Raw genomic sequence first — 12,874 nt, forward strand, 5'->3', positions numbered from 1 at the left:
GGATACGACGCCCTACGCGCGTAAGTCGCTGCCGTGCAAGATGTCTCATTTCCAGACACGTGCACCCGGCTCGGATCTAGGCAACGATTCCGAACTCTTTGATCTTCCGGTAGATCGTGGCACGGGAGATGCCGAGGGCAGTTGCCGCCGCCTTCTTGTTGCCGTGGTTTTCTTCGAGACTTCGCACGATGGCGTCACGTTCCAGCGCTTCGATCTGCGTCAGGGCGTGGCGGCTCAGCGCCCGGCACATCGGTGGCAGCTGCTCGACCTCCACGATCCCGGACCGCTGCAGCTTCACCACCTCGTGGAGAACCAACCGAAGTTCAGCGACATTTCCGGGCCAGCTGTACTTGCACAGTTGGCGCATCGCCGCAGGCGAGAGGGACAGCTCCGCGCCCCGGCTGAGTTGGCGTAGCAGATGGGGCACCAGGTCGTGAAGGTCCTCGATACGGTGACGCAGCGCCGGCACGGGAACGGTGTGACTGAAGTGCGGCAATACCAGGGTGCCGATGTCGGTGTTCTGCCCGGTGCTACTGATGGTCGCACCGATCCAGCCCGCGTGCTCACGCCCTTGAATCAGATCGGCGACAGTTTGCTGGTGCTGCTCGTCGAGAAGATCGACGTCGCGGAGGATCACACTGAATCGGTCCTGATCGAGTTCGTGCTCGAGCTCGGACATCGATGCGCTGTCGTTCGCGAGTTCCGCCGAGGTGAAGATACGAGTTCGTATCGGGATATGTTGAACAGCTACGGATTTGAGTACGGCCCCGCGGCCGCTCCCGGGTTCCCCGGACACTGTCACCCATTGTTGCTGACGAGCGCAGCGCGCGATCTGCTGGCAACTGCGGCGCCACGACGCGCTGCCGCCCGCGAGACCGGGCAGCATGGTGGCGGTCTCGATGGCCGGGATCGCCGCCGCGGTGACGTCGAGAAGATGCACGTGGAACAGTGCCGTCTGCCGGGGCACCCTCGGACCGAAGCCGTCCACCGCCGACATGCGCGCCGGCTGCCCGCTGGGCAGGGCGACGATGTGACGGTGCATGGTCGGCGAAGAGATCAAATCGATGGCGTGCTCGATCAGTGCGGCCTGGTCCTGAGCATCGAGGACTTGGCGCAGTCGCCGGTTGAGGAGAACGACGTCGTCCCCGAGAGCGAGGACACCGGATTGCGGGGAGCGACGGCAGGTCTTCAGGTATGCATTGAGCAATGCGGTTTGGTCTTCGCTGGCCTGGGCGAGGAGGCGGCCTTCGATCTGGGCGGTGGCCGACTTCGCCAGAGTGGCCAGCAACGGCCCGCCATCCTCCACCCACCCGGTGAGATCGAGGGCGCCGACGAGCGCGCCGGAAATGGGATGGGCGATAGGGACACCGGCACATGCCAATTGCCCGAGACAGTCGGCGTAGTGTTCGGCGCCGGAGATGAGAGCGGGCTGACGGGTCTCGAGAGCAGTACCGATGCCGTTGGTGCCGGCGAACTCCTCCGAGTAGCTGTAGCCGGGCGCCAGGGAGACGTCGTCGAGTGCTTGGTTGAGTCGACGGCTGGAGCTGATCCGGGTGAGTACGACTCCATCGGCGGACGTCAGGATCACGCTGACGGGCTCGTCGACCAGTCCGTCAGCGAGCTGCTTCAGCACGGGCGCCGCGGCGGCGACGAGAGGTGAGTCCATGTTCGGTTCTCGGACATAGGGAAGGTCGAGTCGATCAGGCTGTACGTTGAGAGTCTTCGAACGCTGCCACGAATAGGAGATGTCCTGTCGAACAGAACCGTCGAGGTCGTGTTCGACGAGGAAGCGCTCCCGAGCCTTCTGCAGATCCTTGGCGGCCATGATCGTTTACGCCCCGTTCTTCTTACGGTTACGTAGTGAGCGTACGTCGTCGCATTGTGAGACGGGTCTCAGTTTGAGACACCTGCCGCACACGCGACTCGCCGGTCAACTCAACCAGACCGGATGGTTGGTTCGCTCGGTGTAGGGGTGTCTCGGGCGACGGACTGTGGCCGGATACCGGTGAGCGCCTCGACGACGCGGATGAGGTCCGTCTCGGTGAGATCACTCTCGACCGGACGCGGGCGGGGCTCGATGCTCCAGCGGGTCCGTTGGCGCTGATTCGTTATCCCGGTCATATCGCACGCCCGGGGTTCAGTATCCCGGCGGGGTCGAAAGCGGTCTTGATGCGATTCATCAGTGCTCGTTCAACCGAACCGACCATGGTGTCGAGGTAGCGTCGCTTGAGCTCACCGACGCCGTGCTCTCCGGTGATCGATCCGCCGAAGGCCAGGCATCGAGTCACCATCTCGTCGAAGGCGCGGTGGGCGCGCTCGGCGGCGTCGGAGTCTGCTGCGTCGAACACGATGGTGGGGTGGAGATTTCCGTCGGCGGCGTGCCCGAAGGTGCCGATGATCAGATGGTGGCGGTCGGCGATCCGGGCGATGGCATCGAGCATGTGCGGCAGTCGTGGGACGGGTACGGCCAGGTCGTCGAGGAGGGTGCTGCCGCGGCGTTCGAGGGCGGTCAGGGCGACGCGGCGGGCCTGCAGCAGACCGTCGCTCTCGACCGGATCCGTGGTCACATGGATTTCGGTGGCGGCGGCGCGGCGGCACTCCTGCGCGCAGCGGTCGGCCTCCGCTGCGGCTGTGTCGCCGTCGCACTGGATGAGCAGCAGCGCACCGGCCGTCTCGTCGAGGCCCATGCGGGTCATATCGTTGACGGCGGTGATGGTGGTCTGGTCCATGAGTTCGACGAGACTCGGATCGGCGACCGCCTGGAGGGCGATCACCGCGTCGACGGCGTGAGCCGGGTCGCCGAAGGATGCGACGAGGGTGGCGATGCGGTTCGGCTTCCTGCGCAGTCGCATCGTCGCCTCGACGATCACGGCGAGGGTGCCCTCGGACCCGACCAGGAGTTGGGTGAGGTTCAGTCCCGCGACGTTCTTGCGCGTGGCCGCCCCGGTGTGGATGACGCGGCCGTCGGCGAGCACGGCTTTGATGCGGGCGACGTGGTCGCCGGTGACGCCGTATTTCGCGCAGCAGGCTCCGCCGGCGTTGGTGGCCAGATTCCCGCCGATCGTGGAGACGGCGCGACTTCCGGGGTCGGGGACGTACCAGAGTCCGCGCTGCGAGGCCGCGGCGGCGAGGTCGCCGTTGACGACCCCGCACTCGACGGTGGCGGTGCGCGTCTGCTCGTCGATCTCGAGGACCCGGTCGAGTTTCTCGGTGCTGAGCACGATGCAGCCGTCGATCGCGTTGGCGCCACCGGCAAGGCCGGTTCCCGCACCTCGGGTGACGACCGGAATTGCATGACGGTGAGCAACTTTCATCGTTTCGACGACGTGGTCGACGGTTCTGGCGCGCACCACGGCGAGCGGTCGACCCGACGGCGAGAGCAGCGACTGGTCACGGGTGTAGGCGATCATCGTGTCGCTGTCGGTGACGACGGCGTCACCCAGCGATGCCGTCAGTTCCGCGATGGGACCGGCCGTCACGACGGTCATGCCTTGTCCTGCACGACTTCCAGTTCACCCATGCGCGACCAGTCCTCCCCCGGTATTTCGGTGTGGATGATCCGGGGTGTCTCACTCAGGGCCGGGCGCATCGCGTCCAGTCCCTTCCGGAAGTGGTCGGCGTTGACGTGGTCGGAGCCGGCCTGTCCGTCGCGGAACGCCTCGATCAGCACGTACTCCGCCGGGTCGGCCGCGCTCCGGTGCCACTCGAACCAGAGATTTCCGGGTTCCGATCGGGTTGCGTCGGTAAATTCCTCGGTAGTGACCAGCCAGTTCTCCTGGTGCCGGTCGAGGACCTTGAACTTCACCACGATGAAGATCACGATGACTCCCTGTGTCGAAGTGGGTCATCGGCCTCGCCGGACCGGCGCGGCCGATGACCCACCGGCCTTGTCAGTAGATGTTCGACGGGCGGACCATGCCTTCGGCGAGATCGCCGAAGCCGGGTGCCATGATGGCGCCGGGGTTGCCGACAACCTCCTCGACCACTGCGGTTTCGGTGGTGATCAGCAGTGCGGCAATCGATGCCGCGCTTTCGAGTGCAGCACGGGTGACCTTGAACGGGTCGATCACGCCGTCGTCGAACATGTCGCCGTATTCCCCGGTGAGCGCGTTGAACCCGTGCCCGAGTGGCAGACCGGCGACCACCTCGACGACCTCGTCGCCGTCGAATCCGGCATTGATCGCGATCCAGCGCAGCGGTTCGGCGAGTGCCCGCCGCACCACGTCACACCCGATGGCCTCGTCCCCGGCCAGATCGAGACCGGCGAGAGCCCGGTGCGATTGCGCCAGCGCGGTACCGCCGCCGGAGACGATGCCCGCCTCCACCGCGGCGCGGGTGGCGGCCAGCGCGTCCTCGACGCGCAGCATCCGCTCCTTGAGCTCGACGCTGGTGGCGCCGCCGACCCGGATCACGGCGACCCGTCCGGTGAGCCGGGCGATGCGCAGCTCGAGGCTCTCCTGGTCGGCTTCGATCTTGGCGCGCTCGAGCTGGGATTCGAGCTGCGCGATGCGGGCGTCGAGCAGTCGCTGCTCCCCGTGGCCGCCGACGATCGTGGTCTCGTTCTCGGTGACGGTGATGCGATCACACGAACCGAGATGCTCGATCGTCACCTCCGACAATTCGATACCGGTGTCCTTGGCGATCACATGCCCACCCAGCGCCACTGCCAGGTCTTCGAGCTCGGCGACCCGTCGGTGCCCGAAACCGGGTGCCCGGACGACCACCGACTGCATCGTCTTGTGCATGTTGCCGCCGACGAGCAGTTGCAGCGCCGGTCCGTCGACCTCTTCGGCCAACACGACCAGCGGCCGGTCGGCGCGCTTGGCCACCTCGATGCTCGGCATGACGTCCTGCACCTGGGTGATCTTCTTGTTGGTCAACAGGATCAGCGGGTTCGCGTGTACCGCTTCCATCCGCTCGGGGTCGGTGACCATGTAGCCGGAGATGTAGCCGTGGTCGAATTCGATCCCGTCGACGATGTCGACGGACAACCCGAGGGTGTCGCTTTCCTCGGTGGTGACGACCCCGGACTTGCCGACGTAGTCGACGGCCTGGGAGATGGCGTGCCCGATCACGTCGTCGTCGCTGGCGGCGAGCGTCGCGATGCGTTGCAGGTCGCTCTGTCCCCCGATCTGGGAGGCCTGCTCGCGGAGCGAGTCGACGACCACGGACACGGCGCGTTCGATGCCGCGGCGCACCCGCATGGGGTTGGCGCCGGCCTCGACAGAGCGCAGCCCCTCGCGGACCATCGCCTGCGCGAGCACGGTCGCGGTGGTGGTGCCGTCGCCGACCACGCCGTTGGTCTTCATCGCCACCTCCTTGACCAACTGGGCCCCCATGTTGGCGAAGGGCTCGCGGAGTTGGATCTCGCGGGCGATGGTCACGCCGTCGTTGGTGATCGTCGGCGGTCCGGTCAGTTTCTCGAGGACGGCGTTGCGCCCCTTGGGGCCGAGAGTGACTTTGACCGCGTCGGCGAGGGCGTTGACACCGTGTTCGAGGCGGGCTCGGGCGTCCGTGTTGTACCGCAGCTCCTTGGCCATGGCAGGTGTTCCTTTCGTACTTGTCTCGAGCGGAGTTTGCGGCGTGTTACGGGACGAGGATCGCCCGGCCGCGCACGCGTCCGGCGTCGAGATCGTCGAGGGCCTGCTGGAAGTCCTCGAGCCGGTACCGGGTCGTGTGCAACGTGACCTTGCCCTGGGCGGCAAGGGTCATCAGCTCCTGGAGATCGTTGTAGGAGCCGACGAGGTTTCCGATGAAATTGATCTCGGTGGAGATCACATCGATGGTCGGGACGTCGATGTTCTCGCCGTAGCCGACCACGTAGTAATTGCCGGCGCGGCGCAGCATCGCGATCCCTTCCCGGGTCGCGCCGCCCTCACCGACGAAGTCGACCACGGCTTCGGCGCCGTGCCCGCCGGTCAGGTCGAGCACCTGCTGGATGTGGGTGCCGTCGGCGACGATGCCGTGATCGGCGCCGATCTTCACCGCGAGTTCGACCGCGGCCGGATTCCGGTCGAGCACGACGACGGTGACCCCGGAGACCGCCTTGAGCACCTGGATGCCGATGTGGCCGAGTCCGCCGGCACCGATCACCACGCAGACGTCGCCGGGCCGGGTCGTGTTCGCGGCCTTCGCCACGGCGTGGTACGCCGTCAGACCGGCGTCGGCGAGGGCCGCGACGTCGGCCGGTTCGAGTGAGTCGTCGATCTTCACGACGCTGCGGGCGGTGGTGCGCAGGTATTCGGCGTAGCCGCCGTTGACGTCGATGCCGGGGAACTGGCTGTTCTCGCAGTGCACGTCGTCACCGGATCGGCAGGCCCGGCAGAGTCCGCACGTGATGAGCGGGTGCAGGATCACCTTGTCGCCGACCGCGACGTTGGTGACCGCATCCCCGACGGCGTGAACCCAGCCGGCGTTCTCGTGGCCGATCGTGTACGGCAGCGCGACGCCCGACTTTTCTTCCCACTGCCCTTCGAGGATGTGCAGATCGGTGCGGCACACCCCGGCCCCGCCGATGCGGACGATGACGTCGAGCGGACCCTCGATCGTGGGTTCGGGGATGTCGGTGAGCTGCAGCTTGGTGTGGTATCCGACGACCTGCACGGCTTTCATCGGGGGCTCCTGAGTGTTCTGAGATCGGTGATTCGCGGTGTGGTGCCGACGGATTCGCTGTCGGCGTAGCGGGTGGCGAGCAGGCCGCGGCAGAAGTGGGCGTTGCCTTCCATCGAGATCCGCACCGATTTGGCGAAACGCAGCCGCATGGGCACGGCGTCCGGAGGGATGCGTTTGCCGTCGTCGTCGACGAACACCCGGCTGGCGGGGCAGATGCTCAAACCAATGCCGATCCGGCGGCGCAGCAGCGCAGCCTTGTACTTTCCGGGGGCCAGGTCGCTGAGGGTGAGCCGGTAGATCTCGTTCACCCCCAGGTCGGTGGTCTTCAGGTGCGCCTCGACGCACCGTTCCATCGCCGCGGCATGCGCCTTGGACAGGAACGTTCGGCGCAATTCGAGCAGGCTGTCTTCCGCTTCGGAGCCGAACGTTCCGACGTAGCCGGCGTCGGCCGCGAGGCCGGCGTTGATCTTGTCGCTGTCGTGATGATCGTCGAGCAGCACCCGCACCTCACCGAGGTCCTCGATCAGGCGCAGTGCGTCGAGGGCGTCGGACGCCATGAGGTAGGCGAAGTTCGGCGAGCAGAAGGCGGTGGGCAGCCGCAGGTGGACCGTGACGCCGTCGTCGTCGAGGGTGACCGAGCGGACGAAGCCGAGATCGGTGATCGGCTCGTCCAACTCGGGATCGGTGACCGTAGACAGGGCCATCAGTACGTCCTGCTCGGTGCAGGACGGCGTCGCGGGGTCGATTCCATCGACGGCGAGCGTGGTCATGACGACACGGTTTCCGGTTCCCGCGCCCCGGCCGCGACGTCGACTCCGCGCTGCCCGGCAGGCTCGGCCAGTTGCAGATCCGCGGGAACGTCGATGTCGTACAGCGCTGCCGCGTTGAGGCCGAGAATCTTCTGCTTCTGCTCCACGGTGATCGGGGCGTACTCGGTCTGCATGTCCTCGGGGATCTGGAAGTCGACGAATTGCTCGATCAGCCACTTCGGGGTCCACAGCGCGTAGTCGCTGCCGAACAGGATCTTGTCCTCGCCGATCCAGTAGAGCAGTTCGCCGATGATCTGCGCGAAATACCGTGGCCGGGTGTGGATGAACGGCAGCGCCACGGCCAGCCCGCCGTACACGTTCGACTCCTGGGTGGCGATCCAGCAGAAGTCCTCGAGTCGCGGCAGGCCCACGTGTTCGACGACGAAGTTCAGGTCCAGGTAGTCGGTGGCGACCTTGTCGACGTCGGAAACATCGAAGGCGTCGCGGTCGAGGGGACGGATCGTCGGCCCCTTGTGGACGTGAATGTTCTTGATTCCGAGCGTGATGCACTCTTCGAGGTAGCGCCGCGACCACGGGTCGTCGAGTTTGTAGCCGCGGGAGTCGCCGTGCCATTCGGCCGTGTAGAGCTTGACACCCTGCAGGTTCATTTCGGCCGCGTCCTTGCGAAGCTGTTCGAGGCCGGCTTCTTCGTGGCGGGGGTCGTATGCGTGGTTGTAGGTGAGCTTGCCGGGGTTCTTCGCGACCAGGGCGAGTGCTTCGTCGGTTTGCCCGAATCCGTTGTGGTAGAAGTCGCTGAGCAGGGTGGCCTGGAAGATCGCGTGGTCGACGTATCCGTCCACGAAGAGGTCGCGCTCGAAGCGCTCGCTGCCGTAGTACGTGTAGGTGTCGTAGTCCCACACGACCTCTTCGGGGCTGAGATTCCTGTGGTAGTCGTAGAAGCAGTCGATGAACTGTTTGCCGTGGACGTTCTTCTGGTTCGACTCGCGGCCGTCCCAGATGTGCACGTGCCCATCGACGATGAAGTACTTCTGACCGTCCTTCTGATACATCGCGTCCTCGCTTGGTCCTGGTTACGGTGGGCTGGGGGCTGTCCGGGGCCACCGTTGGCCCCGGACAGCTGTGAGTTACTGCGCGGTGAGGTCGAATCCGATGTATTCGGCGGCGTCCTCGGGGCTGGCGAACAGCAGAGTCTTCTCGTCGAGGTGAACCATCCGCCCGTAATGGGTGGAGCTGATCTCCTCGAAGATGGAGCCGTCGAATTCCTGACCGAGCGCGTCGGTGAGTTCCTCGTAGTCGAAATCGAGCAGCTTCTGGCCGTCGACGCGGATCATCGACGGGTACTCGGTCAGTTCCACGCCGTCCTTGGTGCCCATCACTTCCGCGACGACGCGGCCGATGGGCGTGTTCATCAGGGTGACGCCACACATGTTGGAGAACTCGGTGGACGATCCGAATTGCATGCTCACTTGTCCAACTCCTTGGGGATGTCGAGCCCGAGGTCTTCGAGCAGGGAACGGAATTTGCCCGTGGCGGCGTCGAGACTGGACGCGAACGTGACCGCCTTGTCGGCGGGCTGCGACCAGATCGGCTGCAGTGCCCGCGCCGCATCGAGGCACCGGGGCACCCACGTCGCGAGCCAGGTGCCGAACAGCTCCTTGTTCGACTCCCCGACTTCGGGGTCGCGGGTGAGCAGCCGGAACAGGTTGCGGGTGTACGCGAGGTCGCGGTCGTAGTCGTGTTCGCCGGTGCCCACGATGGTGGGGGTGATGTAGTCGCCGTTGCCGGCCGCGATCTGCATGACCAATTCGCTGCGGAACAGCGAACCCACCAACTGCTCGAACACGATGTTGGAGCCGAACAGCAGCTCACACCAGTCCGGAACCGCGGTCAGTCGCTCGACGACCTCCCGGGTGGGCTGCCACTCGGGCGCAGACTGCCACACTTCCTGGTGCGCGGCGCCGTCGAAGTCCTCGGTGGCCTCGGACAGGTCGAGGTTGAACAGCGCCAGGTCCTGAGCGAATCGCATCTTGTGGGCGGCGTTCACCGCGACGGCGGTGTTGATCATGTTGGTCGGGCAGGACCGCTGGATCGACGTGAACACGTGCAGGGCCAGCCCGTTCTCGGCATGCATCCAGGCACCGAGATTGCGAGAGATGAACGTCAACCAGGGGGTGTTCCAGGAGTCGTAGACGCGGGCCCGCTTGGCGTTGGACAGGCACAACTCGACCTGGTGGACGACCTTCGAGTTGTTGCGGAAGATCGTCTGGTCCCACTCCTCGTTCGGGTCGAGGAAGGCGTGCCAGTTCGACGACTTCGCGGCCGTCCACTCCTGCGGGTAGCCGCCGGGACCGTCACCGAATCCGTAGATCCAGCCCTGGGACAGGTGTCGGTCCGGGTCGGGCTGGACGTCGACGGTCACGTCCTCGTACATCGTCGAACGCTTCTTGGCCGGCGTGTAGTAGTTGAACGTACGGCTTCGGGAGCTGGGGAACTCCAGCGCGCCGGCTTCGGAGTCGGTGAACTCGATCTTCGGGAAGCTGCGTTGCTTGGTCCCGGTGTTCTCGGTGGTTGCGGTCATCTCGTTTCTCAGTTCCTGTCGGTGAATGAGGGCTGTGAAATTCCTGCTGTGGCTACTCGAAGGCGGGGCTGGTGAACTTGTCGTAGAAGATCTGGTCGTGTGGGGTGTCGGTGGCCTCGAGCAATGCGAGCGCCGCATCGACCATCGGCGGTGGGCCGCACAGGTACACCTCGGTCTTGCCGAGATCCGGTTCGCGACGGCTCACGACGTCGGTGACATTGCCTTCCTCGACGGCGATTGCCCCCACGGGCTGCGGGTCCATCGATTCCGAGAGGCAGGCGACGAACGTGAAGTCTGTCAGATTCCTTCCGAGCTCGAGGATCTCGTCGACGTAGAACAGGTCGGCGGGAGTGCGTGCGCCGTAATAGAAGTGAACCGGACGGGTGTTGCCGGTACCGTTCATGTGCCGCAGGAGGGAGAGGATCGGGGCCATCCCCGCTCCGCCTCCGATGAACACGATCGGGAGGACGTGACCGTCTTTGAGGGTGAACGACCCGTACGGGCCGGTCAGATTGATCTCGTCGCCGACCGAGATGCCGTCGTCGAGCAGGCCGGCGAACTTTCCGCCGGGGTACTTCTTGATGAGGAATTCGACGTGCCCGGGGGTCGATTGTGTCGTGGCCATCGAGAACGAGCGATGCTCCTCGGTACCGGGGATCTTCAGGTCGGCGTATTGACCCGGCCTGAACTCGTATGCGGCGGGTTCGACGGGTTCGAGTCGTAGTGACACGATGTCCTTGGTCATCGGCTCGAGGGCGGCCACCCGTGTGCGGACGTCCTGGATGGGGACACCGCCGAGGAGTTCGTCCTCGTCGAAGTTGAGCAGTTCGATCGTGCAGTCGCTGTAGGCCGTGGAGCGGCAGAGCAGCACCATCCCTTCGTCGACCTCGGCTTCGTTGCACGCGAACGTCGAATAGTTCTCCATCTGGATGTCGCCGTCCAGGACGAACGATTTGCAGGCCGAGCACCGCCCCTCGCGGCAGCCGTGCATCAGATGAATGCCCTGCCGGAATGCGGCGTCGAGGATGTACTCGTCCTCGCCGACCTCCATCTCGATGTCGACGGGCTCGAAATTGATACGGTGCATGTCGGCCACGGGCCATCTCCTGGACTCTGAAAAGGATTGTGCTGGTAACGGTGGGTGGCGCCGGCTGTCCACGGCGCCACCCACCGGGTCGGGGTCAGGCCGGAACTGCGCCTGCGCGGTAGGCCGCGACGTGGGCGTTGCGTTCGGCGTCGGACATCTGGTTCAAGAGCACGTTCGGGCTCTGGAAGGTGTTGCCCCGCACGTCGTCGAGGGTCCACAGCTTCTTCGGGTCGTCCAGATCCAGGTGCGGCTGCCCGACCAGGGTCTTGCCGTCGTCGCGGACGTAACCGAGATCGGACACGATGTCGGCGAGATCCTTGCCGTGGTGCAGGGTTTCCCATTCACGGAACCCGGTGAGCCGGCCCATGTTCGGAGTTTCCCGGCCCTGGTACTCGCTACGGAACGCGACCGCGTCGGTCCAGTAGCAGGTCTCCGAGCAGTAGGTCCGCCACTGGTCGTCGACCTTCTCCACGACCATGTCCTCACGGATGAGGGCCGGCACCATGCAGGTCCAGCACCGGTGCGGGTACTGGTACCCGACCTCCTCGAACGCGATCGGCTTGTTGCGTCCGGGGTAGGCGAGGCGGTTGTACTCTTCCCACCACTTGCCGTACTTCGAGTACCAGCCCGGGTACTTGTGCTCGAACCACTCGAAGTCCTTGTCGGTCATGGCATCGATCCGCCAGTAGTTGACCGGCCAGCCGGTGGCGAAGAACCGGGCCACCTCGTGGACGTAGCCCTTTTCGGTGATCCGCTTCCACGCCTCCTCGACCAGGTCGTGCGGGATCGTCAGGCCGTACTTCTCGAGCGGGATGAGGTAGCTGCGGTAGTAGTCGTCGTAGATCCACCGACGCCACATCTCGGCGTAGCTCTCCCGGTCCTTGCGACGGTCCTTCGTGCCGTACTCGATGAAGGTGCCGATCGCGGCATCGACGACGCAGTGGTTGTTCCACCAGGCGTACCGCAGGTCGCGTTCGAGCAGCGGCCGGTTCCGCTCGTCGGCGAGGGCCATCAGCAGGATCGAGTAGCCGTTGGAGATGTGCCGCGACTCGTCGGACTGCACCGAGTGGAAGACGGTCGGCAACAGGTAGTCACCATTGGCGGCGGCTTCGTCGGGCATCGCCACGAACAGCGTGTTCGTGAACGCGGTCTCCGCGACCACGGTCAGGTAGATGTTCGCCGAGGTGATCGCGTCCCCGGTGATGAACCCTTCGCCGAACTGCCGGCCGATGGTGCCCGCGTAGTTGTTCGCGAACGCCTTCTCGGTCATGTCGAACCCGGCGGGGTCGATGTAGTTGTTCATGTACAGCTTCTTGAGGTTCATCTGAATCGTCGAGTGACGCACCTCGTCGATCATCTGCACCGCGAGACCGTTGTGGATTTCCGGGTTGGGCACCGCGTCGATGGCCATCGGCATCGCTCGTGCCGCGGAGATCTCCGGGAACGGAATGATCGACAGGAACAGCTTCTGCCATTCCAGCCACCGCTGCTGCACCTGGCGGAACATGTTGCCGCGGATGGCACCGTCCATGGCGCCGTACACACGGTTGTCCTTCTCTTCCTCCATCGGGAAGTACGACCGCATGATCTGCTTCAGAGGGTCCTTCTTGGGAGCCTTCTCGAAGGTGTAGTCGGTCCCGAATCGGGTGGCCGGGGTCGCGAACGTCGGATCCCACGACAGTTCGGTGATCTTCGCGTGAGCCTTGGTCAGGCTTTGCCTACTCAAAGTGCGCCTCCTGGATGATGAGCCGGCCGGGTGCCGGCTGCGGGGGACGTTGTGCGATGAATTCAACCCCGTGATCCAGGCCTCGACCGTCTCAGTGTGAG

General features: G+C 65.1%; 11 protein-coding genes. All 11 read right to left on the bottom strand.

Features of this window, described 5'->3' with window-relative positions; translation table 11 throughout:
- Positions 1-76 precede the first annotated feature (76 nt).
- The 11 genes from ACFTWF_RS14125 to ACFTWF_RS14175 all read right to left on the bottom strand — a co-directional run bounded on the left by ACFTWF_RS14125 (position 77) and on the right by ACFTWF_RS14175 (position 12,773).
- Positions 77-1,825, bottom strand: a complete 1,749-nt coding sequence (locus tag ACFTWF_RS14125; protein ID WP_378461834.1) for a sigma-54-dependent Fis family transcriptional regulator — start codon at positions 1,823-1,825, stop codon at positions 77-79.
- Positions 1,826-2,117: 292 nt separating this feature from the next.
- Positions 2,118-3,488: an FAD-binding oxidoreductase gene (locus ACFTWF_RS14130; RefSeq protein WP_378461835.1), complete on the bottom strand. Its 1,371-nt coding sequence runs from the start codon at positions 3,486-3,488 to the stop codon at positions 2,118-2,120.
- The gene (locus ACFTWF_RS14135; RefSeq protein ID WP_378461836.1) at positions 3,485-3,820 is read right to left on the bottom strand and encodes a putative quinol monooxygenase; all 336 of its coding nucleotides are present in this window, start codon (positions 3,818-3,820) and stop codon (positions 3,485-3,487) included. Before ACFTWF_RS14135 ends, ACFTWF_RS14130 begins: the two co-directional genes overlap by 4 nt.
- A 70-nt stretch (positions 3,821-3,890) precedes the next feature.
- Complete coding sequence (gene groL / locus ACFTWF_RS14140; RefSeq protein WP_378461837.1) at positions 3,891-5,540, bottom strand: chaperonin GroEL; 1,650 nt, start codon at positions 5,538-5,540, stop codon at positions 3,891-3,893.
- 46 nt (positions 5,541-5,586) lie between these two features.
- Positions 5,587-6,612 (bottom strand): NAD(P)-dependent alcohol dehydrogenase, encoded by a 1,026-nt coding sequence (locus tag ACFTWF_RS14145; RefSeq protein WP_378461838.1) that lies wholly within the window; start codon positions 6,610-6,612, stop codon positions 5,587-5,589.
- Positions 6,609-7,382: an iron-sulfur cluster assembly protein gene (locus ACFTWF_RS14150; protein ID WP_378461839.1), complete on the bottom strand. Its 774-nt coding sequence runs from the start codon at positions 7,380-7,382 to the stop codon at positions 6,609-6,611. Before ACFTWF_RS14150 ends, ACFTWF_RS14145 begins: the two co-directional genes overlap by 4 nt.
- Positions 7,379-8,431 carry an amidohydrolase family protein gene (locus ACFTWF_RS14155; RefSeq protein ID WP_378461840.1) on the bottom strand — a complete coding sequence of 351 codons (1,053 nt, stop codon included), beginning with the start codon at positions 8,429-8,431 and terminating at the stop codon, positions 7,379-7,381. Before ACFTWF_RS14155 ends, ACFTWF_RS14150 begins: the two co-directional genes overlap by 4 nt.
- Before the next feature lie 75 nt (positions 8,432-8,506).
- Positions 8,507-8,848 carry a propane 2-monooxygenase effector subunit MimD gene (gene mimD, locus ACFTWF_RS14160; protein ID WP_185725653.1) on the bottom strand — a complete coding sequence of 114 codons (342 nt, stop codon included), beginning with the start codon at positions 8,846-8,848 and terminating at the stop codon, positions 8,507-8,509.
- Entirely contained in the window at positions 8,845-9,960 is a 1,116-nt protein-coding gene (locus tag ACFTWF_RS14165) for an aromatic/alkene monooxygenase hydroxylase subunit beta (protein WP_378461841.1), read from the bottom strand. The genes mimD and ACFTWF_RS14165 overlap by 4 nt, the downstream gene beginning before the upstream one ends.
- A gap of 52 nt (positions 9,961-10,012) precedes the next feature.
- On the bottom strand, positions 10,013-11,056 hold the full coding sequence (locus ACFTWF_RS14170; RefSeq protein WP_378461842.1) for an FAD-binding oxidoreductase: 1,044 nt from the start codon (positions 11,054-11,056) through the stop codon (positions 10,013-10,015).
- Between the two features lie 85 nt (positions 11,057-11,141).
- Positions 11,142-12,773 carry a methane monooxygenase gene (locus ACFTWF_RS14175; RefSeq protein ID WP_378461843.1) on the bottom strand — a complete coding sequence of 544 codons (1,632 nt, stop codon included), beginning with the start codon at positions 12,771-12,773 and terminating at the stop codon, positions 11,142-11,144.
- Between the last annotated feature and the right edge of the window lie 101 nt (positions 12,774-12,874).

It is taken from the genome of Rhodococcus sp. NPDC056960 (assembly GCF_042674125.1).
In the GTDB taxonomy this organism is placed as follows: Bacteria; Actinomycetota; Actinomycetes; order Mycobacteriales; family Mycobacteriaceae; genus Rhodococcus_F.

Coding starts and splice junctions, on each gene's coding strand:
- ACFTWF_RS14125 (WP_378461834.1), bottom strand. CDS start 1,825: ATGGCCGCCAAGGATCTGCAGAAGGCTCGGGAGCGCTTCCTCGTCGAA.
- ACFTWF_RS14130 (WP_378461835.1), bottom strand. CDS start 3,488: ATGACCGTCGTGACGGCCGGTCCCATCGCGGAACTGACGGCATCGCTG.
- groL (WP_378461837.1), bottom strand. CDS start 5,540: ATGGCCAAGGAGCTGCGGTACAACACGGACGCCCGAGCCCGCCTCGAA.
- ACFTWF_RS14145 (WP_378461838.1), bottom strand. CDS start 6,612: ATGAAAGCCGTGCAGGTCGTCGGATACCACACCAAGCTGCAGCTCACC.
- ACFTWF_RS14150 (WP_378461839.1), bottom strand. CDS start 7,382: ATGACCACGCTCGCCGTCGATGGAATCGACCCCGCGACGCCGTCCTGC.
- ACFTWF_RS14155 (WP_378461840.1), bottom strand. CDS start 8,431: ATGTATCAGAAGGACGGTCAGAAGTACTTCATCGTCGATGGGCACGTG.
- ACFTWF_RS14165 (WP_378461841.1), bottom strand. CDS start 9,960: ATGACCGCAACCACCGAGAACACCGGGACCAAGCAACGCAGCTTCCCG.